At 71.6% G+C, this 24,902-nt stretch carries 25 protein-coding genes and 1 pseudogene; 7 read left to right on the top strand and 19 right to left on the bottom strand.

Annotation, left to right across the window (positions count from 1 at the left end; all coding sequences use genetic code 11):
- Positions 1 to 355 precede the first annotated feature (355 nt).
- From IE182_RS25165 to IE182_RS25175, 3 genes are all read right to left on the bottom strand, one after another.
- On the bottom strand, positions 356 to 1,543 hold the full coding sequence (locus tag IE182_RS25165; RefSeq protein ID WP_190112211.1) for an MFS transporter: 1,188 nt from the start codon (positions 1,541 to 1,543) through the stop codon (positions 356 to 358).
- A 121-nt stretch (positions 1,544 to 1,664) separates the two neighbouring features.
- Positions 1,665 to 2,237, bottom strand: coding sequence for a TetR/AcrR family transcriptional regulator (locus IE182_RS25170; RefSeq protein ID WP_190112212.1), 573 nt, complete (start codon positions 2,235 to 2,237; stop codon positions 1,665 to 1,667).
- Positions 2,238 to 2,262: 25 nt separating this feature from the next.
- Positions 2,263 to 2,979: a prepilin peptidase gene (locus tag IE182_RS25175; RefSeq protein WP_190112213.1), complete on the bottom strand. Its 717-nt coding sequence runs from the start codon at positions 2,977 to 2,979 to the stop codon at positions 2,263 to 2,265.
- Positions 2,980 to 3,036: 57 nt separating this feature from the next.
- On the opposite strand from IE182_RS25175, the gene IE182_RS25180 reads away from it, so the two are divergent.
- On the top strand, positions 3,037 to 3,465 hold the full coding sequence (locus IE182_RS25180) for a DUF192 domain-containing protein (protein ID WP_190112214.1): 429 nt from the start codon (positions 3,037 to 3,039) through the stop codon (positions 3,463 to 3,465).
- On the opposite strand, the gene IE182_RS25185 is transcribed toward IE182_RS25180, so the two are convergent.
- Complete coding sequence (locus IE182_RS25185; RefSeq protein ID WP_190112215.1) at positions 3,440 to 4,678, bottom strand: hypothetical protein; 1,239 nt, start codon at positions 4,676 to 4,678, stop codon at positions 3,440 to 3,442. The genes IE182_RS25180 and IE182_RS25185 overlap by 26 nt on opposite strands.
- Positions 4,679 to 4,840: 162 nt before the next feature.
- On the opposite strand from IE182_RS25185, the gene IE182_RS25190 reads away from it, so the two are divergent.
- On the top strand, positions 4,841 to 7,132 hold the full coding sequence (locus IE182_RS25190) for a tetratricopeptide repeat protein (RefSeq protein ID WP_190112216.1): 2,292 nt from the start codon (positions 4,841 to 4,843) through the stop codon (positions 7,130 to 7,132).
- Here the strand turns inward: IE182_RS25190 and IE182_RS25195 are convergent.
- Positions 7,129 to 7,638, bottom strand: coding sequence for an ATP-binding protein (locus IE182_RS25195; RefSeq protein ID WP_190112217.1), 510 nt, complete (start codon positions 7,636 to 7,638; stop codon positions 7,129 to 7,131). The two genes, IE182_RS25190 and IE182_RS25195, sit on opposite strands and share 4 nt — an antisense overlap.
- A 277-nt stretch (positions 7,639 to 7,915) precedes the next feature.
- On the opposite strand from IE182_RS25195, the gene IE182_RS25200 reads away from it, so the two are divergent.
- Both IE182_RS25200 and IE182_RS25205 read left to right on the top strand, forming a co-directional pair.
- Positions 7,916 to 8,770 carry a helix-turn-helix domain-containing protein gene (locus IE182_RS25200; protein WP_190112218.1) on the top strand — a complete coding sequence of 285 codons (855 nt, stop codon included), beginning with the start codon at positions 7,916 to 7,918 and terminating at the stop codon, positions 8,768 to 8,770.
- 13 nt (positions 8,771 to 8,783) lie between these two features.
- Complete coding sequence (locus tag IE182_RS25205; RefSeq protein ID WP_190112219.1) at positions 8,784 to 8,981, top strand: hypothetical protein; 198 nt, start codon at positions 8,784 to 8,786, stop codon at positions 8,979 to 8,981.
- On the opposite strand, the gene IE182_RS25210 is transcribed toward IE182_RS25205, so the two are convergent.
- Both IE182_RS25210 and IE182_RS25215 read right to left on the bottom strand, forming a co-directional pair.
- A complete protein-coding gene (locus IE182_RS25210; protein ID WP_190112220.1) occupies positions 8,971 to 9,273 on the bottom strand; it encodes a cupin domain-containing protein in 303 nt (100 codons plus the stop codon). The two genes, IE182_RS25205 and IE182_RS25210, sit on opposite strands and share 11 nt — an antisense overlap.
- Positions 9,274 to 9,689: 416 nt before the next feature.
- Positions 9,690 to 9,894, bottom strand: a pseudogene (locus IE182_RS25215) (cellulose-binding protein); the annotation flags it as partial.
- Positions 9,895 to 10,926: 1,032 nt separating this feature from the next.
- On the opposite strand from IE182_RS25215, the gene IE182_RS25220 reads away from it, so the two are divergent.
- Together IE182_RS25220 and IE182_RS25225 are read left to right on the top strand one after the other, a co-directional pair.
- Positions 10,927 to 11,145: a hypothetical protein gene (locus IE182_RS25220; protein WP_190112221.1), complete on the top strand. Its 219-nt coding sequence runs from the start codon at positions 10,927 to 10,929 to the stop codon at positions 11,143 to 11,145.
- 94 nt (positions 11,146 to 11,239) lie between these two features.
- Positions 11,240 to 11,866, top strand: a complete 627-nt coding sequence (locus IE182_RS25225; protein WP_190112222.1) for a hypothetical protein — start codon at positions 11,240 to 11,242, stop codon at positions 11,864 to 11,866.
- Positions 11,867 to 11,904: 38 nt separating this feature from the next.
- On the opposite strand, the gene IE182_RS25230 is transcribed toward IE182_RS25225, so the two are convergent.
- The 11 genes from IE182_RS25230 to IE182_RS25280 all read right to left on the bottom strand — a co-directional run bounded on the left by IE182_RS25230 (position 11,905) and on the right by IE182_RS25280 (position 21,726).
- Positions 11,905 to 12,489 (bottom strand): OmpA family protein, encoded by a 585-nt coding sequence (locus tag IE182_RS25230; RefSeq protein ID WP_190112223.1) that lies wholly within the window; start codon positions 12,487 to 12,489, stop codon positions 11,905 to 11,907.
- A gap of 7 nt (positions 12,490 to 12,496) precedes the next feature.
- A complete protein-coding gene (locus IE182_RS25235; RefSeq protein ID WP_190112224.1) occupies positions 12,497 to 13,072 on the bottom strand; it encodes a hypothetical protein in 576 nt (191 codons plus the stop codon).
- An 81-nt stretch (positions 13,073 to 13,153) separates the two neighbouring features.
- Positions 13,154 to 13,894: a pilus assembly protein TadG-related protein gene (locus IE182_RS25240; protein ID WP_190112225.1), complete on the bottom strand. Its 741-nt coding sequence runs from the start codon at positions 13,892 to 13,894 to the stop codon at positions 13,154 to 13,156.
- Between the two features lie 4 nt (positions 13,895 to 13,898).
- Positions 13,899 to 14,078, bottom strand: a complete 180-nt coding sequence (locus IE182_RS25245; RefSeq protein WP_190112226.1) for a Flp family type IVb pilin — start codon at positions 14,076 to 14,078, stop codon at positions 13,899 to 13,901.
- A gap of 362 nt (positions 14,079 to 14,440) precedes the next feature.
- A complete protein-coding gene (locus IE182_RS25250; RefSeq protein ID WP_190112227.1) occupies positions 14,441 to 15,328 on the bottom strand; it encodes a DUF5936 domain-containing protein in 888 nt (295 codons plus the stop codon).
- A 34-nt stretch (positions 15,329 to 15,362) separates the two neighbouring features.
- A complete protein-coding gene (locus tag IE182_RS25255) occupies positions 15,363 to 16,304 on the bottom strand; it encodes a type II secretion system F family protein (RefSeq protein ID WP_190112228.1) in 942 nt (313 codons plus the stop codon).
- Positions 16,305 to 16,451: 147 nt separating this feature from the next.
- Entirely contained in the window at positions 16,452 to 17,828 is a 1,377-nt protein-coding gene (locus IE182_RS25260) for a TadA family conjugal transfer-associated ATPase (protein ID WP_190112229.1), read from the bottom strand.
- The gene (locus IE182_RS25265; protein WP_190112230.1) at positions 17,825 to 18,307 is read right to left on the bottom strand and encodes a TadE/TadG family type IV pilus assembly protein; all 483 of its coding nucleotides are present in this window, start codon (positions 18,305 to 18,307) and stop codon (positions 17,825 to 17,827) included. The genes IE182_RS25260 and IE182_RS25265 overlap by 4 nt, the downstream gene beginning before the upstream one ends.
- Before the next feature lie 3 nt (positions 18,308 to 18,310).
- Positions 18,311 to 19,960: a nucleotide-binding protein gene (locus IE182_RS25270; RefSeq protein WP_190112231.1), complete on the bottom strand. Its 1,650-nt coding sequence runs from the start codon at positions 19,958 to 19,960 to the stop codon at positions 18,311 to 18,313.
- Between the two features lie 62 nt (positions 19,961 to 20,022).
- Positions 20,023 to 20,760: a Flp pilus assembly protein CpaB gene (gene cpaB / locus IE182_RS25275; RefSeq protein WP_190112232.1), complete on the bottom strand. Its 738-nt coding sequence runs from the start codon at positions 20,758 to 20,760 to the stop codon at positions 20,023 to 20,025.
- Between the two features lie 51 nt (positions 20,761 to 20,811).
- Complete coding sequence (locus IE182_RS25280; protein ID WP_190112233.1) at positions 20,812 to 21,726, bottom strand: hypothetical protein; 915 nt, start codon at positions 21,724 to 21,726, stop codon at positions 20,812 to 20,814.
- Between the two features lie 321 nt (positions 21,727 to 22,047).
- Between IE182_RS25280 and IE182_RS25285 the strand changes: the two genes are divergently transcribed.
- Positions 22,048 to 23,709, top strand: a complete 1,662-nt coding sequence (locus IE182_RS25285) for a chitinase (protein ID WP_229845088.1) — start codon at positions 22,048 to 22,050, stop codon at positions 23,707 to 23,709.
- A gap of 99 nt (positions 23,710 to 23,808) precedes the next feature.
- On the opposite strand, the gene IE182_RS25290 is transcribed toward IE182_RS25285, so the two are convergent.
- The gene (locus IE182_RS25290; RefSeq protein ID WP_190112235.1) at positions 23,809 to 24,696 is read right to left on the bottom strand and encodes a trypsin-like serine peptidase; all 888 of its coding nucleotides are present in this window, start codon (positions 24,694 to 24,696) and stop codon (positions 23,809 to 23,811) included.
- Between the last annotated feature and the right edge of the window lie 206 nt (positions 24,697 to 24,902).

The raw sequence follows: 24,902 nt of genomic DNA on the forward strand, positions 1-24,902 counted from the left end.
ACAAGGGGGAAAGAAAACGGGCCGGTCCGTGGGGGGGATACGGACCGGCCCGAGGGGGGGTTTCCACCATAACCGGTCCGGGGCCGTGCTTCATGCATCGGTGAGGGTGACAATGCGTGGCGCGCTGACTTGTGGCCATTGAATTGATCTTGAACGGCACGGTGCGCAGGGCGGCTTCGAGGTCCGCGGAACCCTTCAATGCTGGGCCCACAGCGGAGAACCAGCCATTCCGATCTTGAACGGAATGATCCCTACCGGGCTCTCTGGAAACGTCTTGCAAAGTCATCATCGGCTTGACGTGATTCCCGACGTCATGGACGTCACATGTGCGTCGATCAGTGACGCTCCGAAGCGATCATGCCCGTATCGCCTGCTTTTCCTGCGTTTCATCCCTTATGCGGCGTGAGCGACCGCGCAACGGAAGGTCGGGGAGCAGGGTGGCGACACCCGCCACCGCCATGACGGCCCCGAGCCAGAGCGGTGAGCGGAGGCCGAACCGGTCGATGGTCAGACCGCCGAGCGAGGAGCCGATGATGATGCCGAGGGTGATGAAGGACGAGTGAATGGTGTTGACCAGCGGCCGGGCGTTGCCGGTCCGCTGGACGCGCGTGACCATGACCGGATTCATGGTCACGCCGACCAGACCGATGCCCAACATGAACACCACGGCCGGCGTGGCGCGATGGGCCAACAGGGCGAATCCGGCGAGGAACAGGACGTTCAGCACCAGACCGCACAGAAGTACGGGCACGGCGTACCGGTCGGCGAGCCGCCCGACGACGTAGTTGCCGATCACCGTGGCGGCGCCGTAGGCGACGAGCAGCAGGGGGACGGTGCCGGGGGCGAAGCCGGTGACCTCGGTGAGGATCGGGTTGAGGTAGCTGAACGCGCAGAAGGTCGCACCGATGACGCAGGTGCTGGTGGAGAGCACCCGCCACAGCCGCGGGTTCCGGAAGACGCCCAGTTCCTGCCGGAGGCCACCGCCGCCGTCGGCGTGTTCCAGCGACGGCACCCCGGCGGCGGTGCACAGTGCGGCGACGACCGTCAGGGCGGCGATGGCCCAGAAGGCCGCGCGCCAGCCCAGATGTTCTCCGATCAGCGTGGAGAGCGGCAGACCCAGCAGGGTGCCGAGCATCAGCCCGTTCAGGACGACGGCGACGGACCTGCCGCGCACTTCCGGGCGCGTGAGCTGGGCGCAGATCGACAGGGCGACCCCGAAGAACGCCTGTGAGGCGACGCCGGTGACGACGCGGGCCACGACCATGACGGCGTAGTCGGAGGCGGTGGCGGCGAGGACGTTGCCCGCGAGGAAGATCGCGAACAGCGCCGTCAGGGCCGGCTTCGGGCGCAGCTTCAGCACGGCCACGGTCAGGAACGGCCCGCCGAAGGCCATGGCCACCGCGAAGGCGGTGATCAGATAGCCGATGTCCGGAATGCCGACGTCCAGGCCGTCGGCCATCTGCGGCATCAGGCCGGCCACGACGAACTCGCTGGTCACCATGGCGAACACGCCAAGGGCCAGCACATAGACGGCGCGGGGCATGGATCTCCTTGTTTTGTATCGATTGGTTCAAAACACGGGCATGGCTGGGCATGAATGGGCGCGGGCGTGGAAGGGCCCCGCGCGCCGGGCCCCTCACGCCCGGGCGCCGGGGTGCGACGGGTCAGAGCGCGGTGAGCGCGGTGCGGGCGACGCTCTCCAGGGCGGCACGGTCGGCGCCGGCCCGGGCCGAGACCCGGATGCCGCCGATCGTCGCGATCACGAAGTGGGCCAGCGCGCGGGCGTCCTTGGCACGGTCGACGTCACCGTCCCGCCGGCCGGACTCGATGGCCGCGGTGAGGGCGTCCAGCCGGCGCCGGTAGTCCCGCTCCAGCTCCTGCGCCACCTCGGCATCGCGATCGGCAAGCTCGATGGCGCTGTTGACGAAGAAACAGCCCCGGTCGTGCTCACTCTCCTCGGCGACGACGCGCTCCAGCAAGGTGCCGATCTTGGCGTGGATCGTCAGATCGGTGTCGAGCAGCTCGGTCAGCTCGCCCGTCCTGCGGTCGATGTACAGGGCGAGGGCCCGTCGGAAGAGATCGCGCTTGCTGTGAAAGGTGTTGTAGATGCTGCTGCGGCCCAGGCCGGTGGCCTCGCACAACTCCTGTGTCGAGGTCGCCTCGTACCCGGTGGTCCAGAACGCCTCCAGCGCGGCGTCCACCGCCTGTTCCTCGTCGAACTTCCTCGGTCGGGCCATGGAAACGACCGTAACAGCTTTTGGATCACCCGGTCCAATACGCTCCCCCCAGTACGCCCAGCCATGCCCCCGCGATCATGAACGGCCCCAGTGGCATCACCGCCACCCGCCGGGCGAGCAGCACGCCCGTCCCGTAGACCGACCCGAGCAGCAGTCCGGCGAAGGCACCCAGGGCCAGCACCCACCACCCGTACCACCCGAGTACGCACCCCAGCCCCACCGCGAGCTTCACATCGCCGAACCCCAGCCCGGCCGGATGCAGCAGGTGCAGCACCAGATAGCCGCCGCTCAGCGCCAGCCCGCCCAGCAGGGCCCGCGGCCACGACCCCGCCGCCCCGGGTATCAGCGCGGCCACGCCCAGCAGGCCGGCCACCCCCACCGCCAGCGGCGCCGTCAGGATGTCCGGCAACCGGCGCACCGACCAGTCCACCACCGCCAGCACCACGCACACCGGCGTCACCGCCAGCCATACCGCGAGCTCGGGCCGCACCCCCACCGCCATCGCGAGCCCGCCGCACACCACGGCCGTCACCGCGGCCGGCCACAGCGCCCCCGGCCCGTACCTCCCTCCGCACACGGCGCACCGCGCCGGCCCGACCCATCTCCCGACCGCATGTCCGCACGGCCCGGCGTCCCGCCACCCCTCCTCCGGCTCCACCGCGAGCCGGTACCGGGCGCGCGGCACCAACACCCCTGCCACGGCGCCGTACAGAGCGGCAGCGACGATCAACAGCGAGTACATGCCCCGAGATTACGGACGATCGCCCCGCTCCGCTCGGGCCTGTGGATAAAGTGCCGTATGCCCAGGTGGACGGATGGAGAGGCCCAACTCCGCATCATCGGCGGACCGGTGGTCCCGATCGAGATCGCGGCCTCGTACCGGGCCCGCACGCGCGGCCTCCTCGGCCGCGACGGCGTGCAGGGCGCGCTGCTCCTCACCCCGGCCGGCAGCGTCCACACCTTCGGGATGCGCTTCCCCCTCGATGTCGCCTACCTGAGCCGTGACTTCGTCGCCCTGGCCGTACGGACCATGCCCCCCGGCCGCCTGGGCCTGCCGCGGGTGCGGGCGCGGCACGTACTGGAGGCGGAGGCGGGGCGCATGGCCGAGTGGGGGCTGCGCCCCGGGACGCGCGTCGAGATCACGCCGGGAGGCGGAGCGCCGGGCAGCGGAACGCCGCAAGGTGGGTTGCCGGGAAGCGGCATCAGCTGTCCCGACGCCGGGCGATGAACGTCCAGGTCCCCAGCCCCACCAGCAGCGCCGATCCGGTGCCGATGCCCGCGTACCCCAGCATCCGCATCCGCCCGTTCTGCCGGCCGCTGCTCCCGGCCGCCGCCACGAGCTCGCCGCCGACGCCGTTCTGCGCCTTCCCGGCCCCGGCCCCCTGGTCCGCCTTGCGCGCACCCGCGACCTCGACCCTCAGCGTCACGGGCACCCCGCCGGCCTGCCGCACCTTCGGGTTCAGGCTGACCTGCAGGTAGTACCAGCCGGCGAAGCGCATGCCGCGCGCCGCCTCGCCGCCGGTGCCACTGCCGTACGCGGCCGGGGGCGTGGCCAGGGAGACGGTCGCGGCCTTGCCCTGGTAAGGGCCGGTTTTGTTCATCACGTACCCCCGTGCCGCATTGCTGAGCCCCACCCGCACCCCGCTCACCACGAACGGCCCGGGCGCGGGCGCGGCACCGAACTCGGCGTCGGCGAAGAGCTGTTCACCGGCATCGACCGAGACGCGGTAGAAGTGGGTCTCCCCCGGCCTGAGCTCGTCCTTCCACACCCCGGCCCGCAGCTCGGCGGCGTCGTTGAACCCGGTCCCGCCCACCACCCGCTCGGCCTCCCCCCGCGGCAGCTCGGACGGCGCCTGCGAACTCCAGCTCCCGGGCACCGTCGGACCGTCGTTCTCGCCTCTCTGCGGCGGCTCCGTCACGTACTTCAGCTCCACCGGCACCGGCGCCCCGTCGCCCCCGCCCGCGTCCCCCCGCTCGACCACGAACCGGTACGTCCCTGCCGCCCCGCACGCCCCGCCGGCCTTCACGATGCGCTCGGCGTAGTCGGCCACCGGATAGGCACCTCCGGCCGACAGGAACGACCGGTGCCGCCCGGTACCGCACGACGCCCCGTCCGCCGCCTGCAAGGAGACGTCGATGCCGTCCTTCAGCCCCATCGAACTGCCGGGCGCCGGGGCGGCGACGGCGGAGACGTACGCACTGGACTGTGCGTCCAGCTCAACGGTGTAGTACTTCCTCTCGCCCGGCTTGAGGCTGTCCGTATACACACCGCCGGCCTTCAGCGACGGTCCGTCCGCGCTGCTCACCGAGCCCTGCACGGCCGTCGCTCCCGGCGCCGTCCGGTACGGCACCGCACCGTCCGCCCTCTCCACGGCCCCCGCCCCCGCCGCCCCCATGAACACGCTGAACGCCGCCGTCCCCACGACGAGCCCGCCCCTCATGTCCCGCCTCCCTCACCGCTCACCTGCCTCTCCCCCGGGCAGGCCCATCCTCCCCGGGATCAGCGACGGGCGCGACCGGTTGTGCCGCGTACCTGGGGCGGCATACTGCTGGCGGAGCCGGGACCCAAGTCCGTGGGGACGGAGCCGATCGGGGGTGACGGCATGTCGGGGGCTGAACCTCAGGGCCGTACGCGCGGTGCGCTGGTCCGGCAGCGCATGCGGGCGCAGTTCGTGGGCCGCAGTGCGCAGCTGTCGTTGTTCGCGGAGAACCTGGCGAAGGACGCGACGTCCGAGGTGGATCCGGCCGAGTTCCTCTTCCATGTGCGCGGCGTGGGCGGGGTGGGCAAGTCCACGCTGTTGCGGCAGTGGCAGGAGGCCGCCCGGCGGGCGGGTGCGGTAACCGCGGTGTTGGACGAAAACGATGTCCACGGCGTGCACCAGGCATTGGTGGACCTGGCGCGGCAGTTGGCCCAGCAGGCTGCCGACCCGCTCAAGGAGTTCGACCGGGCGGTCGAACAGTACCGCCGGGAGCAGGAGGCGGCCGCCGATCCGGCGCTCAGGGAGGGCCGTGAACCGTCGGTCCCGAGTCGGGTGGCCGCACAGACTGCGCTGGGGGCAGCATCGCTGATCCCGGGCGCCGGTGTGGTGACCGCGATGGTGAACCCGGACACCGCCGCTGCGGGCCTGGACCGGCTCCGGGCCGGTGCCCGGGCCCGAGCCCGCCGGACCCGCGAGGGTGACGCGACCGGGCTGAGCCGTGCGTTCGTCTCCGAGCTGGTCCGGCTGTGCCGCAAGCACACGTGGGTGGTGTTGTTCTTCGACACCTGGGAGCAGACCGGCCGCTACTTGGACGAATGGCTGCGGAATCTGCTGCAGGACGGGTTCGGGCCGCTGCCGGTCAACGTGATGGTGGTGCTGGCCGGGCGGGACGAACTCGCGGAACGGGAATGGGCACCGTGGCGGGCGCTCGTGGTGGACGTGCCACTGGAGGGGTTCACCCCGGGAGAGGCGCGGGTGCTGTTGGCCGCGCGGGGCGTGACGGAGCCGGGAGTGGTGGAGGCCGTACTCCACCTGTCGATGGGACTGCCGCTGCTCGTCGACCTCCTTGCGCTCGCCCGACCCGCAGATGCCAAGGACGTGCACGCGGGCGGGGACGTGGTGGACGTGGCGGTCGAACGTTTCGTGCAGTGGATCGGCGACCCGCAGCAGCGGGAGGCCGTGCTGGCCTGCGCGCTGGCGCCGCAGCTGAACGAGGACGTCTTCGCCGCCGCCGCGCCGCAGCAAGCGCGCGGGCTGTGGGGATGGCTGTGCGGGCAGCCGTTCGTGAGCGGCCGCGGCGACTTCAAGCAGTACCACGCGGTGGTGCGCGCGAGCATGGTCCGCCAGCAGCGCACCCACTCCCCGCAGCGCTGGACGACGGCGCACCTGCGGCTCGCCGACGCCCACGCCGCCTGGCGCGCCACCGCCGAGCGGGGCCTCCCCCCGGCCAAGCGGTGGTCCGATCCCCGGTGGCGCCGGCACCACCTGGACGAGATCTACCACCGGCTGTGCGCACACCCCGCCGCCCAGCTGCCGGCCGCTCTGGCACAAGCCGTCCACGCCGCCGGACACGACACGGCGACCTTGCGGCAATGGACGGACGTCCTTGGCCAAGCGGCCCACGACACCACCGACCCCGCGCTCTCCTCCTGGGCCGACCGCCTCCAGAGCGCCACCACGGACGACGATCCCGCCCTGGCCTCCCTGGACGCTCTGCTGGCCCACGGCCGTCTCGACACCGCCGCCAGGGCCTGGGCCCATACCTACCGCGGTCGGCACCTCTACTACGCCGACCGCGACGACGAAGCCGTAGCCGAACTCGACCGTGCCCTGGCCATCGATCCGCGCAACGCCTCCGCCCTGGCGCACCGCGGGGAGGCCCACCGGCAGGCAGGCCGCCTCGACCAAGCCGTCGCCGACCTCACCGCCGCCCTGGATCTCGACCACGATGACGCAGCATGGGCTCTGGGCTCCCGCGGGGACGCCCACCGGCAGGCCGGTCGTATCGACCGGGCCATCGCCGACTTCGACGCAGCCCTCGAACTCAACCCCGCCTATGCCTGGGCCCTGGGCTCCCGCGGAGCGGCCCACCAACAGGCCGGCCGCTTGGACCAGGCCATCGCCGACTACACCGCCGCCCTCGCCCTCAGGCCCGCCTACGCCTGGGCCCTCGCCTCCCGGGGAGAAGCCCACCAGCGGGCGGGCGACTGCGAGCAGGCCATTGCCGACTACACCGCTGCCCTCGCCCTCAGGCCCGCCTACGCCTGGGCCCTCGCCTCCCGGGGAGAAGCTCACCGGCAGGCGGGCCGTTACGACGAGGCCGTCGCCGACCTGACCGCCGCCCTCGAACTCAACCCCACCTACGCCTGGGCCGACAGGCGACGGGATATCGCTCTCCGGCAAGCGGGTCACTAGGAGAACCAGGCACCGCCTTCCCGCGGGATGTTCACCCACACCCTGGTGCCCTCCCGCATCGGCGCAGGCTTGTCGATCCCCCAGCTGCCGCCGCACTCGTGCACGACACAGGCCAGGACGTAGAGCATCTTGTTCCGCCGCGCCGTGCACTGGGCGCTGTAGTCCGGATCGGCGTGGTTCGTGTGCGGGTCCCACAGGACGATGCGGATGCCGTCGTCCTTCCAGCCGAGGGTCAGGTACAGGATCTTTCCGGGCTCGAACAGTGCGGCGCATGCGACCAGTTCGCCCACGACATGCAGGGCCGGTACCTCCAGTCCGTTGAGACCGTGCGCCCGGAGCGCGGTGTGCACGTGCCGCCTCGCCACGGCCGCTGCGTGCGGTTCGCCGGGGATGGCGTAGCTGTAGGCGAGGCTCTCCGGGTCGCGGAGGGGGACGGGGTGAGGGAGGTGATCGGCCGGCTCCTGCGAGGCCGGGGTGGACAGCGGGCAGAGGCTGACGGATGACATGCGGCAGCTCCCGAGTGGGGTGGGATGAGTACGCCCGCCTCGCCGGTACGTGCCGGTGGCTTGTCTCCCTGACGCGAGCACACCTCTCCCAGGGCAGGAGGATGCTGGTCCGCTCGCGCGATGCGCTTCCGGCTGGCGCCGGGCGTTCTGGCGGTGCGGCATTGAAGTTAGCGAGGGCCGGTGGCGCGGCGCCACTCACGGAGTGGCATCTACCCGAAGGGGTGAACCTTCGCCTCTTACAAGGGTCATCACTCCCGAACGCTGTAGGAAGGGAGGCATGCCACCCAGGACCACACCCACAGAACGCCAGAAACGGTTGGGGTTCGAGCTCCGCAGGATGCGCACCGCAGCGGGGCTTTCAACCGAGTACGCCGCTGGACTGCTCGGCCTCGACCGCGGGAAGATTTCCAACATAGAGTCCGGCATCCGTGTCATCACACCTGAGCGACTCAGGACTCTCGCCAGCCACTACGCCTGCGCTGACCAGCAGTACATCGACGCTCTTGCCGCCATGTCGAATGAGCGTGAGCGTGGTTGGTGGGAACGCTTCCGCGGGGAGCTGGCCATTGGGCTGTTGGACATCGCCGAGCTGGAGTGGCACGCCGCCCGACTACTGACGTCACAGGTGATGCATCTCCCGGGCCTTCTCCAGACGGAGAGCTATGCCCGCGCAATCTTCGAGGGGGTGCTCCCACCCCGCCCCCGGCTGGAGGTCGAGCTTCACGTGGCGCACCGGATGCAACGCCAGCAAGTCATCGAACGGGAGCAGGACCCACTCGACTACACGGGCTATATCCACGAGGCGGCGCTGCGTATGCAGTTCGGCGGCAAGACGGTGATGAAGGAGCAGCTGAACCACCTGCTCGTCATGTCCGAGCGCGAGAACATCGCGCTGCGGGTGGTACCGGTCGAGACTGGCGCGTTCCCTGGTGCGGGACATGCGATGTTGTTCGCCGAAGGTCCGGTCCCCCAACTCGACACCGTGCAACTCGATTCCGCCGGTGGCCCATCCTTCTGGTACGCCGAGTCGCAGCTCGCCCGCTTCCGCGCCCAGCTGGACTGGATGGATCAGGCGGCACTCGACCCATCGCAATCTCGCGACTTCATCCATCGCATCGCATCTGATCTCTAAAGGGAGACCCGCCATGCACCACATCCGCTGGGAAGAGCCGTTCTGCGGTACCGGAAACAACTGCTTCCGAATAGGGACCGACGCCTTCGGCAACGCCTACATAGCCGTCACCGGGGCCGAGGACCACTACGTCACCGACACCCGCGAAGCCTTACGCACCCTCATCCGCGACATCAAGGCCGGCAAGGCCGACCACCTGCTCAAGGACTGACTTCGACGATCACGAGCGTTCCGCAACTCCCCGGGCGAACGGCGTGCGGCGTGCCCGCCGGGACCACGTACAGCTCGCCCGGGCCCACCCGCACCTCCTCGCCGTCGACCTCCAGGGCGAGCTGCCCGTCAAGGACCAGCAGGGCCTCGGCCGCATCGTGGGTCTCTTCCTCCACGGGCAGCTCGTTCATGCGCAGCACCTTCACGCAGGCGGAGCCTACGTGCCCCAGCACGAGCGAGCTCCACTCGCGGGGAAGGGCGGCGGCAGTGGTCTTCAGGTCGATCAGCTTCATGAGCAAGACGCTAGTTGACCTGCGGAAACAGTTGGTCGACCGATGGGTAAAGGATCAATAGAACGACCGCTGGATGCCGTCCGTGTTCATCAGCATCCCCCGCTTGCCGGTGGCCCGGTCCTCGGCGATCAGGGCGGTACCTTTCTCTGCCACGGCCAGGTACCACGTGCCAGGGGTGAGCATGAAGCCCGGGCCTCCGTCGGTACCGACCGCATGCCGGGGCCCCGGTACGGCGAACCAGAAGGGCTTGACCGCGCGGATCGCCTCGGGTGAGGACGCCGGGGCCGGCCGGGCGGCGGCGCTGTCCGCGCGTACAGCCGATGCCGTGGACGGTGCGGCCCTCACCGGCTCCGCAAGCGCCGTACGCGCCGCGCGCGCCTCCTCGTCTGCCCGTTTCACCGCCAGCACGTCCGTCGCCTTCCGCAACTGCTCCGCCTGGAGTTCGATCTCCACAAGCCGCTTCTCCGCCTTCCTCTGGCGGGAGGCCAAGTCCCGTTCCGACTGCTCGCGACGCTTGGCGAGGTTGGTCTCGAAGTCGGCGGCGGCCTGCGCGGCCTTGTTCCGGGTCTCCTCGAAGAGGGCGTCCGCCTCCTCCCGCTTGGCGTGGGCGTCGGCGACGGCCTGGAGGCGGATCTCCTCGGCCTCCTGCTCGGCCCGCTGGAGGTCGGCCACCCGCGCCGCGGCCTGCGCGTCGGCGGCGGAGATCTCGCTGCGGACCTCGTCGACGCGGGCCTGGAGCTCCTCGCGGTCGGCGTCCTCCTCGACGACGGCGAGCTTGTCCTCCAGCTCCCGGCACCGGGACTGGGCCTCGTCGCGCTCGTACTCGGCCTGGGTGAGCTCCGCCTCCAGACGGTCGATCTCCTCGCGGAGCTCGTGGCACTGGGCTTCGAGGTCGCGCTCGCGGCCGCGGTAGTGCTCGATCTCGGCGGAGCTGTAGGCGCGTTCCCGGGCGGCTGTGCGGGTGATTTCGCGCTTCTGCTGTTCGAGCCGTTCCAGCTCGTGTTTCTGGTCGGAAACACTGGACTTCAGGTCGCGGATGGCCAGTTCGGCCTGTTCCCGGGCGAGGATGGCCTCCTCCAGCTTGTCGCTCTCCATCTGGAGCCGGTAGCGGGCCGGCTGCTCGCTGAACAGCGCCTCGCGGTGCAGGCGGTAGGCGTGTTCCTGCACCTCGGGGGTGAGGGGGACCTGATGGGCCTGGCAGGCCGACTTCAGCAGGGCGTCGACGAAGACCTTGTCCGGGAGCCGCTTGCCGCTGAGGTAGCGCGAGACGGAGGCGGGGCTGAAGTGGTGGTAGGCGGCGAACTCCCGCAGGGACTTCTTGGTCTGACCGAAGAGACGGCGCATGGCGAGCACGAACTCCCGGTTCTCGTGCCGCAGGCCCGGTGGGAGTGGTGCGAGTCCCTTGACGTTCTCGGTGTCGTGGGTGCCGTCGGTGTCGTCGAAGGACATGCCGTCGTTGCCGAAGTCCCCGTTCAATCCCGTCCTCCTTGGGGTCGGTGTCCGGCCAACTGCCGTACACGTCCACGGTGGCGGTTCACGCGCGCGTGCGCTGCACGTTCGGCAGGACAAGTGTTGCCACCTGCGGAAACAGAGGTGTTTCCGTTCCGCAACACCTCCCGTCGCCATCAGAGTGGTGGCGGAGAAGGGAGCCGAATGAACGGCACGGGCACGGGCAACGGCAACGGCAACGGCACGAACAACGGTCCGCTCCTCACGCTGCGGGCAGCTCTCATCCTGCTGCTGGGCACGCTCACCGGCATCGGCGCCGGGATACTCACCTGGCTCGGCGGCGCGTCTCCCGCGCAGGCGGTCCTGGCCGGGGCCGGTGCGTCCGCGCCGGCGGTGACGTTCTTCGACGCGCTGATCGGCTGACGCGGGGCCTCGCAGAATTGCGGGGCCCCGGTTTCCGTGCTGCCCTGGGATGGCAGGTCGTCCAGCCAGGCCGCCCGTACGGCAGGTGATGACGGTGAAACGATCCCATGCGGCCGCCGCGGTAGCGCTGGCGGCTTCGGTGATGCTGAGCAGCGCCGCCTGCTCCGGGCAGGAGGAGAGCCCCCGTCCGGAGCCCCAGGGCACCACATCCGCGCCCCAGGGCACCACGTCCGCCCCGAGCACTCCGGGCGGCGCCAAGGTCGACCTGAGTCACGAGGCGATCACCGACGAAGGCATGGGCCCCCTGCGGCTGGGTCTGAGCCGGGCCGAGGCGGAGAAGGTGGTCGGGGCATCGATACCGGACCGCCCCGGGGGACCGCGCTGCAAGGACCTGGCGGTCGACGGCGGGCCGCAGGGGCTGATCCTGCGCTTCGCACAGGACAAGCTCGTAGCGATTTACGTGCTGCCCTCCGCCTCCGAATCCCTTTCCACGGATTCCGAAGTCCACCGCGGCACCTCACGCTTGGACGCCATGCGCTCGGGCACCGGGTCGATCGGCTCCCGTCACCTCGACGACCGGCACGAGGAGATCGTCCTCGGGTCGACCGTCGCCACGTCCAAGGGGAACATCATCAAGTTCGGCATCCTGGACGAAAAGGTCGACACCTTCATCGCCGGCCAGCGGGACTTCGCCGATCTTCACCCTTGTGGAGGGTCCTGACCGGGCGGCTCTCTCCTCCGCCTCTCTCCTCCGCCGCATCACCGCCGCGGGAAGCTCACCTCTACGCGGCGGTTCTTGCGGCGGCCGTCCTCCGTGGCGTTGTCGGAGATCGGGTACTGCTCGCCGTAACCGCGGATCTCGTAGTGGATGGCGGAGGAGCCGAGGTCCTTGGCGAGTTGGCGCTGGACCGCGTTGGCGCGTTCCTTGGAGAGGGCCACGCCGTGGTCGGCCGAGCCGAGGTTGTCGGTGAAGCCGAAGATGCGCAGGGCGGTGGCCCGCTGCTTCTTGACCTCGGCCGCGATGGCGCCGATGCGGGCCGTCGCCGGGGCGCTGAGGTCGGAGCTGTCCTTGTCGAAGAGGACCTCGGCCTGCAGGGCGAACGTGACGTTGACGTTCGTGTCCTCGCGGCGTTCCTCGCCGCCGTCCGTCTCCACGACGGATTTGATGTCGAGGACGCGCCCGGGCGCGAGCTTGGCGCCCGAGCGGAGCTTCAGGCCGTGTGCGCCCGCGTCGATCCGTACCGGCGGGGTCGTGTTCGCGGGGCTGCCGGGGCCGCTGTCCGCGTACGCCAGCGAGGGGGCCAGCGCCGTGGCGAACAGGACCGCCGCGATCGTCATCCGCATCGCGCCCTCACCCCGAGATCTTGATGCGGACGGACGGCATCGTGGGCAGCTGGAAGTCCACGTCCTTCACCTCGTCGGGCGGCGCCGGGAACTGGGCGAAGAGGGCCCGGCTCTCGTTGGGACGGATGTTGACCAGGCCCGTCGTGCACAGGCACTCGCCGTCGGTGTCGCGCAGGACGAGGTAGCGCTTCTTGCCCGCCTGGTCGATCAAGGACGCCCCGGAGACGGAGGACTGCGACTTCAGCTCCGTCTCCTTCGAGCGCCACGTCAGCGAGGTGAAGGGCTTGCCGCCCCGGTTCGTGACCGTGCCGTCGACCGTGAGGAAGCCGCCCTTGTCGCGCACCGCCGAGTGGAGGGTGACGACGATGCCGTCCGGGCCCTTGAGCTCGCCGATGGTCGTGCTGGGCCGGGGTTCCGGTGCGCCCGCCGGCGTTCCGGCGGAACGGGGGGCCGCCGAGCCCTTCGGCGCGTCCAGGTCTGTCTTCTTCTCGCCGCCGTCGCCTTCGCCCCCGCAACCGGCCACCGCGAGGGATATGACGACCGCGAGCGCCGCTCCGGCGGCCCTGGCCATCCTCGAACTCATGGGTACGTTCCTTTGCTGGTCGGTCGGTGGACGGTTGGTCGGGTGGACGGTCGGTGGGTGGGTGGCCGACGGTCGACGGGGTCAGTCCGCCAGGTGCACGGCGTACAGGTCCGTGGCCCTGACCGTGCCGGGATGCTGAGGGTCGATGACCAGCGTCTTGCCGTCGCATCTGAGGATTAGGCCCGGAGGCTTCGGAGGCTCGCCCGTGGGCGACGGCGCCGGCGACGGCGACTGCGTCCCCGACGGATCCGGCTTCGGCGGCTCCGGCTTCGAAGGCTCCGGCTTCGGCTTCGGCGGCTCCGCCGTACAGCGCGGCACCACCCCGGCCTTCGCCGTCGCCTTGGCGTGCTTGCTCCCGGTGCCCGGAACCACCGAGTCCCCCACCGTCCCCGCCGACGTGACCGTCACCGTGAACAGGCCCGGGGCCTCACCCTGGTCGCAGGCGATCCCCGGCCCGGCGCCGTTCAGTCCCGCGTACGAGGCGGCCGCCCCGCAGGCCCTGCCGGGCTCCGCGCCCAGGCCCGCGAGCCAGCCCGCCCAGTCGCCTCCGGCGCCCAGGGCCGCCAGCAGGCCGGTGTGGAGCTGGTCCCGGTAGTCCTGGGCCGCCGCCAGTGCGGCCGCGTCGGCCGCGGTCTGCGCGCCGTTCTTGGTCGCCCCGGCCCGGCCCACGGCGAAGAAGGCCAGCGCCAGGAAGAGGAGGGCCGCCACCGCCGTGATGTACAGCGGGAACGCCTGGCCCGTGTCCCTGCCGCCGACCGCGTCCCCGTGGGGCGGGCCTTCGTCGCCGACCGCGTCCTCGCCCTCCACAGCAGCGCGGTTCATCGGCTCATCCGGTGATCTGCTGGATCTTGTTCGTGATGGCGGTCGCGATCATCGTGCCGAAGTCCGTCGTCATCAGCACCAGGATGATCGCCACGACGACGGCGATGATGCCCAGGTATTCGATCGAGGTCTGCCCCCGGTCGCGTTCGCGCCATTCGCGGTCTCCCCGCAAACGCTTCGCCATCATCTTCCCCTTCCGACGGGTGTGTCACTGCGCGAGTACGACTCCATTCCCTTCCCCCATAAGACAGTTGGGACACCATGAGTCACCCCCGCTCGGACGCGCCCTCGGACGTCGACTGTCCCACATCCGATTGCAGGCGCGAAGGCCCTTCGCCGAGCCCTTTACCGTGTTTCCGTAATTCGACCGGCCGCGGCGCCACGGCCAGGATCACCGCAGAGGTCGAGCAGGGCGCCGCGTGGTGCGGCGATATGTGCTGTGAGGCGTGGGATGCGTGCGGCATGGCGGGGGTCTCCTCTCACCGGCCACGTCCTGGACGCCCAGGACGTGGCTGACGCGGACATCGCATGCGTCGTCAATGTCCCTCAATCCCCCGTGATGGAGCTGAAGTCCGTACCCGATCCCAGGAAGAATCCCGCAATCAGCAGGATGACCGTCCCCGGAACCATGAACGTCGTGATGACCATCGTCGCCTTCGGTACCGTCCGCGCCGCCCTGCGGCGTGCGAGCTGGGCGTCCGTGCGGCGCATGTCCGTCGCGATGCCGATCAGGGTGTCGACGATGGGCGCGCCCAGCTCCTCGCCCTGCTGCAACGCCGTGACCAGCTGGGCGACTTGCTCGGAGTCGTTGCGCCTGCGCAGTTCGTCGAACGCCTGCCGGCGGCTGACGCCCATGTCCATCTGGCGCAGCGTGATGCGCAGCTCGTCCGCCCACGGGCCCTCGTACCGCTCGGAGACGCGGTCGAGCGCCTGCCGGAAGCCGAGCCCGGCGCTCACCACGACCGCGAGGACGTCCAGGAAGTCCGGCAGCGTCCGTTCGATGGCGTCCCGGCGCTCGCGCACCGCCGCCCAGATGCCGACCTCGATCCAGAACAGTCCGAAGGCGACCAGCAGCACGGCGAGCAGCGGCTGCCCCTTGGCCAGCATGACGAGCGCGCCGCCGAAGCCCAGCATCCCGTAGACGGCGCGGCGCGCCGCGTAGCGGTCGACGGTCAGGCCGCCCGGGTTGCCCGCGCGGTCGATCCGCCGCCGTACCCGCGACACGCGCTTCTCGCCCATCATCCGCAGCACCAGTGGTGCGTACCGCATCCCGAGCCGGTCGACGGCGGAGCCGACGGCCGTGGTGCGCGTGGAGCCGACCTCCAGGGCGAGCACCAGGTCCGGCGGCAGCTTGGCCTCGCTGCGGACGAGTGCGATGCCGTAGCAGATTCCCACCACGGATGCGGCCGCCACCAACGCCAGCAGCAGTCCCATGCCCGTTCCCGCCCCCATGTCCGCGGCCGCCCCCTCACACGTCGATCTTCGACATCCGGCGGATGAGGAAGAAGCCCAGGCCGTACAGGACGAAGGCGGCCACGACCGCCGTCTGTCCCGGCCAGCTGCCCGTCATCCGTTCGATGGAGCCCGGTGCGATGCGGTCCATCAGCAGCAGGGTGCCGATGCCCATCAGCGGCACGACGTATGCCGTGACCGTCACCTGGGACAGCTGGGTCCGCACCTCGCGCCGCGTCTCCTTGCGCTCCTCCAGCGTCGCCGTGAGGTTCCGCAGCGAGCTGACGACCGTGCCGCCGGCGCGGTTGGAGAGCACGAGGGTCGTCACCAGGACCACCAGTTCGCGCGAGGGAAGCCGTTCGGCGAGCTCGCCCAGGGCCTCGTCGACGGAGTGGCCGACCGCGAGCTTGTCGGCGACCTTGGCGAGCTCCTCGCCCGCCGGGGCCTCCATCTCCTCCGCGGCCATGCCCAGGGCCGTGCGCAGGGCGAGGCCGGCCTGCGTGGCGTTGGCCAGGATGCGGGAGAGCTCCGGCAGCTGATTGATGAACTTCTCGATCCGCTTCCGTCGCTGCCAGGTGAGGAAGGCGGAGGCGGACCACAGGGCGACGGTCCCGGCCAGCGGTCCGAAGAACGGCGCGAGGACCGCCGCGGCCAGCAGCCACAGCCCCGCCGCCGCGCCCACCGTGTACGCGGCGAACTCGCCCACCGTCACGTCCAGCCCCGTCGACGCGATCCGCCGTTCCAGCCGTCTGCCGGGGCGCGTGGTGCGCAGCCGGTGGTCGATCCACCGGAAGCGGCGTGGCCGGCCGCCGGACGGTGGTGGGGCGGGGGCGTCGGAGAGGCGGTCGACGAGGGCCTGGTGGCGGTCCCGGCCGGTGACGTACGCGCGGACGCCCGCGACGGCCAGCGTGCCGCTGAGCAGGGTCGCGCCGCCGGCGGCCAGTGCCCCTTGGCTCATGCCCGTTCCTCTTGGCTCATGCCTGTGTCCCTCGTTTCCTTCCCGTGCCTGTTCGTTTCTCGTCCCGTCCAGTCGTCCGGTCGTCATCCGGTCATCCGGTCGTCATCCGGTCGTCCGGTCGCCATCCGGTCATCCGGCTGCTGTTGCCTACCTCTGCCCCGCCTCCCTGATGTGGAGTTCGCTGGGGAACGCCGCCACGCCGAAGGCCGGTGGCACCGCCTCGTTCGCCAGCCGCAGCCGCTCGGCGGCCCGCTCCGGGAGGGGGAAGTGCGCGAACGTGCCCCGTACGACCCGGTCCGCGCCCATCGGCTCGGGGTCGAAGCGGCAGACGGTGACGAGCCGGTAGCCCTCGTGCCCGTAGCCCTCATACCGGCCGGCGCCGCCGCCGTACGCGTCCAGCAGGGCGACCTCCGCGATGCGGCGCGAGCCGTCCGCGTTGCGCGCGAGCTGGACCAGGCAGTCCACGGCGCTGTCGATCTGGTCGCGCAGCGCCTCGTACGGGATCTTGACCTCCGACATCGACGCCAGCGTCCGCAGCCGCATCAGCGCGTCCTCGGCGCTGTTCGCGTGCACGGTGGCCAGCGAGCCGTCGTGGCCGGTGGACATCGCCTGCAGCATGTCGAGGGTCTCGCCGCCGCGCACCTCGCCGACGATGATGCGGTCGGGGCGCATGCGCAGGGAGTTGCGGACGAGGTCGCGGATGGTGATGCGGCCCTTGCCCTCCACGTTGGGCGGGCGGGATTCGAGCCGGATGACGTGCGACTGCTGCAGCTGCAGCTCCGCCGCGTCCTCGACGGTGATGATGCGCTCGCCGTCCGGGATCAGCCCGGAGAGGGCGTTCAGCAGGGTCGTCTTGCCGGCGCCGGTCGGCCCGGAGACGACGACGTTGAACTTCGCGCGGACGAGCGCGGCCAGCAGCATCAGCATGTGCTCGTCCAGCGTGCCCAGGGCGATGAGCTCGTGGAGGGTGTAGGCGCGCGGGAAGCGGCGGATGGTGAGGGTCGCGCCGTTGAGGGCGAGCGGCGGGATGATGACGTTGACGCGCTCGCCGGACGGCAGCCGGGCGTCGACCATCGGATTCGACTCGTCGACGCGGCGGTTGACGGTCGAGACGATGCGCTCGATGGTCTGCATCAGCTGCTCGTTGGAGGCGAAGCGGACGGGTACGAGCTCCACGCGGCCGGCCCGTTCGACGAAGATCTGGTCGGGGCCGTTGACCATGATCTCGGTGACGGAGGGGTCCTCCAGGAGCGGCTCCAGGACGCCGAGGCCCAGTGCCTCGTCCACGACGCGCCTGATGAGGCGGTCGCGCTCGGCGGTGGAGAGGACGGGTCCCTCGCGGCTGATGATGTGGCCGAGCACGCGCTCCAGGCGGGAGCGGCGCTCGGCGGCGGCGAGGGCGGACATCTCGGCGAGGTCGATCTCTTCGAGCAGCTTCGCGCGGAAGACGGGGACGAGGTGGTCCGACTCCCGGCCGCCGTCGGGCGGGGCCTCGGGGGGAACGATGCGGGCGCGCAGGCTCATGGGGCACCGCCGAGGGCCGCGGCCGGGCAGGACATGGTGGCCCGGCGGGTGACGGTGAACCCCGTGCCGGGGATCAGGGCCGGCACCTCGACGGTGACGGTGGCGGTGACCTGCCCGCCGGCGGGGGCGCAGGCGGGGGCGGCGACGGCTGCGTCGGCCGCCACCCACGACGTCATCGCCGCCTTGCCGGCGGCGGCGGGGGCCGCTTCGGGCTCGTCGAGGGTGGCGGTACGGGCGGCGGCCCGGGCACCGGTGCCGGCCTGTTGCGCGGCGAAGGCGGCGAGGCCGAGCTGGACACCGCCGAGGGCGACCAGGAGGAGCAGCGGGAGGAACCCGAGGAATTCGACGGAGACCGAGCCGCGGTCACCGCGACGGGGGCAGGGGCGGGAGCGGGGGCGGATGGACGGTGCCGGGTCGTGTCCGGGCCCGGGCCCGGGCGCCGGGGACCGAACCGCGCTGCGCGCGGTGGGTAACGCCATCGCTCAGTCCTCCCTCGCCATGCCCGCCGTGCTCTCCACCGGCCAGGGCCAGTTGAGCGTGCCCGGGAAGAGGACCGGGACCTGGAGTCTGACGCTCGCGCGGTAGACGCCGGCCTCCGCGGCGCAGGTCGGTTCGGACTGCCAGGACGGTGGCAGGTCCGACTGGGCCGCCGCCGGGCAGTCGCGGCCCACCGCGCCCGCGCGGGCGCCCTTGTCGGCCGCGTGGCCGGCGAGGGAGTAGGTGTAACCGACCAGTACGCACTGCCAGACCACCGCCAGCGCGACCAGGATCAGGGGCAGTACGCCCGCGAACTCCAGGGCGATCTGACCGCGGTCGCCGGCCGCCCGTCGCCGGAAGCGGCCCGGTGCCGGTACCGGCGCCAGCTGGTCCGGCCCCGTACCGGCCCCACCGGCACCCGTACCGCCCCCGCCGCCCCCTATGGCACGGCGGCGCCGCAGGCCCGTGGCGGGGGCCGTGGCCAGGCCGAGTTCGCCGGCCAGGGTCCACAGGGCCTGGCGGACGCCGGAGCGGGCGTCCAGGTCCTGCATGCGGCCGGCGTCGACGGCGCCCTGCAGTTCCTTGTAGGCGGCCGGAACGGTCGTCCGGGCGGTGCGGGTGCCGGTGGTGCGGGCGACGAGGGGCGGCTGGATCTCCGCCTGGCGGGTGTGGCGGTTGACCACCGTCGTCGTCTCCTCGGGTTTGCGGATCTGCAGCCGTTCCCAGAGCCGGACCATGCGCTTGGCGGCCCGTACGCACACCACGTCCGGCGTGGTGACGAGGAGGGCCACGTCCGCCGTCTCGATGACCGCCGCGCCCGCGGCCGTGATCTGGGTGCCGCAGTCGACGACGACGACGTCGTAGCGGCTGCGCAGGGCGGCGGTGATCTGCCGGGAGGCGAGGTCGCCGACCTCCTCGCCGCGCTCGCCCTCCGCCGGGGCCAGCAGCAGGCCGACGCCGGTGGGGTGCGGGAAGACGGCGTCCTGCAGGACCCGCGGCGAGATGTCGCCGATGCCCACGAGGTCGGCGACCGATCGCCGGAACTGCACGTCGAGGTAGGAGGCGACGTCCCCCGACTGCAGGTCGAGGTCGGCCAGCGCCACGCTGCGCCCGGCGGCGCAGGCGGCGAGGGCGAGCTGGACGGCGGTGACGGTCGTCCCGACGCCGCCCTTGGCGCCGGCCACCGCGACGAGCGTGCCGCCGCCCGCCGGGGCGGGCCGGCCGTCCGGGGCCGCGCCCGCGCCGAGGTGGCGGCGCACACCCGTGGCCCAGTGCGCGGCCGACTGCACCCGCGCGGCCAGCTCCTCGTACGACAGCGGCAGCGCGGCCAGTCCGCGGGCCCCGCAGTCCATGGCGGCGGCGTAGAGGGCGGGCCCGGCGTCGGCGCTGATGAGGATGGAACCGGTGGCCGGGAAGCGCAGGGCGATCTCCCGGATGAGTTCGAGGGCGGGTACGGGCCCCACGTGCTCGTGGACGAGGACGACCTCCGGCAGCTCCTCCACCGAGGCCGCGGCCAGCACGGCGAGGGTGTCGAGCAGCCGGGTCGAGTCGCCGGCCGTCCGCAGCGGTTCGACGCCCGGGAGCTGGGCGAGCAGCCCGCTCACGGCGCGGGCGGCGTCCGGGTCGCCGACGGCCGGGAGGATTCTGATCGTCACCGTGGGCCTTCCTCCATCACTTGTCGCCGTCGAAGGTGTCCGTGTTGCTGCTTGTGTACGTGCTACTTGTCGCCGTCGAGGGTGTACGTGCGGTCCCCGCTGCTGACGCCCGCGTCGCCGCCGGGAGCGACGAGCGCGAGCCGGACGTGCGTGGCGAACGACTCCGCGTACGCGACGCGCTGGGCGTCCCGCGTGTCGAGCGCGAAGGTGATCGGCACGGCCTCGCCCGCCTGCCGGGTGCTGGAGGCGGTGGTGCGGCTGCCGCCGCCGTCCCGGTCGCGGTCGAAGGGGGTGAGCTTGCCGACGTTCATGACCTGCGCACCGCTGACGATGACCTTGGAGACGGGCTTGGCGCCCTGCTCCTTGCTGTCGAAGGTGGCGTAGATGTTCACCCGCGCACCGGGGTTGATCTTGCCGGCGACGCCCGTCGCCGCGTCGATCATGATGGCGATCTCCTGCTTGCCGGGCTCCAGCGCCGGCCGGGCGACGATCATGTCGGTCTGCAGGAGCGAGCCCTTGCGCAGCGGCGTGACGGTGATCTTGCCGCGCAGGGCGGAGAGGTCGGTGACGGCGGTCGGCGGGAGCCAGCGCTCGGGCACGGAGATCTTCTCGAACGCGTCCGTCTTCCGCTCCAGGTCCTGGTAGGCGGGGACGTCGGACCGGAGCCGGTAGGCGGTGGTCTCGGGGCCGACCTTGGACTCGGCGTCGTGGATGACGGAGAACACTCCGGCGAACGCGCCGACGGCACACAGGACCGACAGGAGCAGCAGGATGATCCCGCGGCGCTGACGTGAATTCATGGGACGGCGAACCTCGTTCGTGGCCTGTTCGGGATGTGACCGGTCTGCGGTTCAGCGGCTGGACGGCGCCGGGGAGGCGACCCGCGCCGGAGCGCTCCGGGCGGGGCCCGGTGGGTCGAGGGCGTGCGTCCCGCCGGCGCGGGCCACCGGCGCGCAGCAGAACCCGCAGCGGTCGCCGATGAGTTCGAGCCCGCACCAGTGGCACTCCTCGCGCCGCACGGACGCGATGAGCTGGTACAGCACGGACGGATCGGGGATGGCGGCCGCGAACTCGACCGCCCGGTGGGTGCCCCACCAGCGCCGGGACTCCTCCGGCAGCGGGAGCACCTCCTGGACGCCCTCGACCCGCCACTGCGGGGCGACGGTGTCGGTGACCCAGTCGTCGCCGCCCCGGCGGGGCCGGCCGCGGGCGACGGTCATGCGGGTGGCGAAGCCGGGGCCCTCGGGGACCTCGCCGGCGCCGGTGCGGACGATGCGGCGGGACGGATTGACGAGGACCCCGAAGTGGGCGCCGGGCAGCAGGGACGTGAGGTGCGCGCCGAGCCCGACGTCGACGTGGTCGAGGCGGGAGACGGAGGACAGGTGCGCGCCGGCGTAGATGTAGTGCGCGAGCAGGCGCGCGGCGGAGGCGAGCACGCCGGGGGTGAGGTCGGACACCGACAGCTGCCGTAACTGCCGGGCCAGTACGCCCACGGCCAGCGGGGGCAGCCCCATGGGCAGGAGGGCGACGCGGTCGCTCTCCAGGACGGACCGCACAGTGTGCAGACGGCGCACGTACGCGGCCGGGAGGGTGTCGGGGTAGAGCACGACCAGATGTCCGCACTGCTCCAGCAGGACGGCCGCCTGGGTGACCGCCGTCTCCAGCGGCTGCGCCTCGGGTGGCTGCAGCACGGCGGCGGCCGGGGCGGGTCCGCCGGGCGGAGGGAGCACCAGGTCGGCGCTGGTGACCGCTATCGCAATCGGCACGTCGGCTTCCCCGTTCACTCCGGCCGCGGGGGCTCCGGCGGTCGCAGATCGATACTGCCCGGTGCTGGTGCCTCCGCACTTTATCCACGAATGGAGCGGCTGAGAACCGTTCCTCGATGTTTGCCCCACGGCCCGGTGGGACGGCCCGCCGACCCTTGACGAACGCATTGGTATGGACCACCTTTACGCGCATACGGCGGCCACCGTTCCCTCGTCGACACCCGCGTCACCACCCCCATCACCGCGCCAACTCCCTTCCCACCGGAGGCAGTCGTGGAACGCGTCCCCCACAGATTCAGCCGGTACCGTCGGTTCCGCCGCTTGAGCAGCGCCGTTGTCGTCCTCGCCCTCACAGTGAGCGGTGCCGGCGCCGGCGCCGGCACGGCAACAGCCGCAACCGCCGCAGACGTCAATCTCGTCAAGAACCCCGGGTTCGAGTCCGGCCTCGCCGGCTGGACGTGCTCGGGCGACAGCGGCACCACCGTCGCCTCCCCCGTCCGTTCCGGAACGGCCGCACTCAGGGCCGCCCCCGCCGGGGCGGACAACGCCACGTGCTCGCAGACCGTCGCCGTGCGGCCCGGCTCCTCGTACACGCTCAGCGCCTGGGTCCAGGGCGCGTACGTCCACCTCGGCGCGAGCGGCACCGGCACCACGGACGTCTCGACGTGGACGCCGAGCGCGGGCGACTGGCAGCGGCTCACCACCGCTTTCACAACCGGAACGAACACCACCTCGGTGACGGTCCGCCTGCACGGCTGGTACGGGCAGCCCGCCTACCTCGCGGACGACGTCACCCTCACCGGGCCCGGCGGAGGCGACCCGGGCGAGCCCGTGCCGGCCGCGCCCGGCGGCCTCACCGCCGGGGCCGTCACGGCGTCGTCGGTCGCCCTGTCGTGGAACCCCGTCCCCGGGGCGACCGGCTACACCGTCTACCGGGGCGGCACCGCGGACCGGAGCGTCACCGGCGCCTCGGCCACCGTCACCGGCCTGGCCCCGGCCACCTCGTACCGCTTCGAGGTGACGGCCACCAACGCGGCCGGCGAGTCCCCGAGGTCCGCGGCGGTCACCGCCACCACGGCCGCGGGCAGCGGCGGCGGCCCGGACGTCCCCCGGCACGCCGTCACCGGCTACTGGCAGAACTTCGCCAACGGCGCCACGGTCCAGAAGATCGCCGACGTGCCGCGCCAGTACGACATCATCGCCGTCGCCTTCGCGGAGGCCACGGCCGTGCCCGGGGCCGTCACCTTCGCCCTCGACCCGGCGCTCAAGTACGGCGAGGCGCAGTTCAAGGCCGACATCGCCGCCAAGCAGGCGGCCGGCACGTCCGTCGTCCTGTCCGTCGGCGGCGAGCGGGGCACGGTGCGCGTCAACGACGCCGCGTCCGCCGCCAACTTCGCCGACAGCCTCCACGCGCTGATGCAGAAGTACGGCTTCAACGGCGTCGACATCGACCTGGAGAACGGGATCGACCCCACCCACATGACGCAGGCGCTGCGCGCGCTGTCGGCGAAGGCGGGCAGCAAGCTGGTCATCACCATGGCGCCGCAGACCCTCGACATGCAGTCGACGTCGGCCGGCTACTTCCGGACGGCCCTCAACATCAAGGACATCCTCACCGTCGTCAACACACAGTTCTACAACAGCGGTTCGATGAACGGCTGCGACGGCAAGGTGTACGCGCAGGGCTCGGTGGACTTCCTCACCGCACTGGCCTGCATCCAGCTGGAGGGCGGCCTCGCGCCCTCGCAGGTCGGCCTGGGCCTGCCGGCCTCACCGCGCGGCGCGGGCAGCGGCTACGTGGCGCCCTCGGTGGTCAACGACGCGCTCGACTGCCTGACCAGGGGCACCGGCTGCGGAACGTTCAAGCCCGCGAAGACGTACCCGGGCCTCAGGGGCGCGATGACCTGGTCGACGAACTGGGACGCGGCGAGCGGCAACGCCTGGTCGAACGCGGTCGGCCCGCACGTCCACGGGCTGCCGTAGCGCGGGGCGCCGGACGGGCAGCGGTGGTCGCCGGACGGGCCGGGCGGGCGGACGCGCGCCACCGGACGGGCCGGGCGCGGCCCGTCCGGCGGTCGGGCGTCAGCGCAGCGCGCCCTCTTCCTCCTCCTCACCCGGCTTGGGCAGCTCGCAGCCCGGCAGGCCGAGGTCGAGCTTGTTGCCGGCGGCGAAGCACTTGGCGATGCCGTACGTCTGCTGGGCGTAGTTGATGCCGCGGCGGACGGTCACGTTGCCGTTGGCGTCGACCTCGCACGGGTTGTTCATCGTGCAGCGTTCGCCGCTCTCGTTGCCGGTGTTGTTGACGGCGACGACCTTGCCGGTGTTCACGTCGACAACGGGCGAACCGGACGTTCCGCCTATGGTGTTGCACGCCGGGGTGTAGCGGGCCGAGTCCTTCCAGGTCCAGTCGGCCTCACGGAGCTGGGGGACGAAGCCGTCGATGTTGCAGGAGTAGATCCGCTTCCAGTAGCCGGAGACGACCTTGATCGGGGTGCCGGCGGCGGGGTGGTCGGCCGACAGGGCGAGCGCGCTGATGCCGTACTGCTGCTTGATCTTCGCGTAGGTGGTGTTCAGCTCGTAGACGGTGATGTCGGTGTCGGTCATGGTGGCGTACGAGACCTTGACGGCGCGCAGCGTGGCGACCTTGCCCGCGGTGGAGTTGAGCAGGCCGAAGGTGCGGCTGGAGGGCTGGTCGGTGATGACCTCGCCGGCGCCGGGCATGCCGGATTCCAGACAGTGGCCGTTGGTCAGCACGAGGGCCGGGTCGTTGTCGGCCGAGCCGGGCAGGCGGATCAGGGAGCCGGAGCAGTTGCTGAGCGCCACCGTGCCGGCGAAGTCGACGGCCTTGGATGTGGCCCCCGCCTTCTCCTGCTGCTGCGGGGCCGCGCCGGCCTGGGCGGTGCCGGCGCCGGCCAGGGTGGCTCCGGTGAGCAGCAGCGTGGCGAGTGCGCTGACGAGAGGTCGTCTCATGGGGGGTGGTCCTCTCCGATCACAGGTGCTCGGTTTTGACGTGTGCATTGTTGGTGTCGGTGAGGGAGTGCGGCAATCGGCCTGTCTAAAGTGACGGGGAAGTTGGCCTGATTCGCCCGCATCCGGCTGCTTGACCTGCTCATGCCAGCACTCGAACACTGAGAAGGCTCACCCACCGCATTCGTCGCACGAACGGACCCCCAGGA

The sequence above is a fragment of the Streptomyces cinnamoneus genome (genome assembly GCF_014650495.1).
Lineage (GTDB): Bacteria > Actinomycetota > Actinomycetes > Streptomycetales > Streptomycetaceae > Streptomyces > Streptomyces cinnamoneus.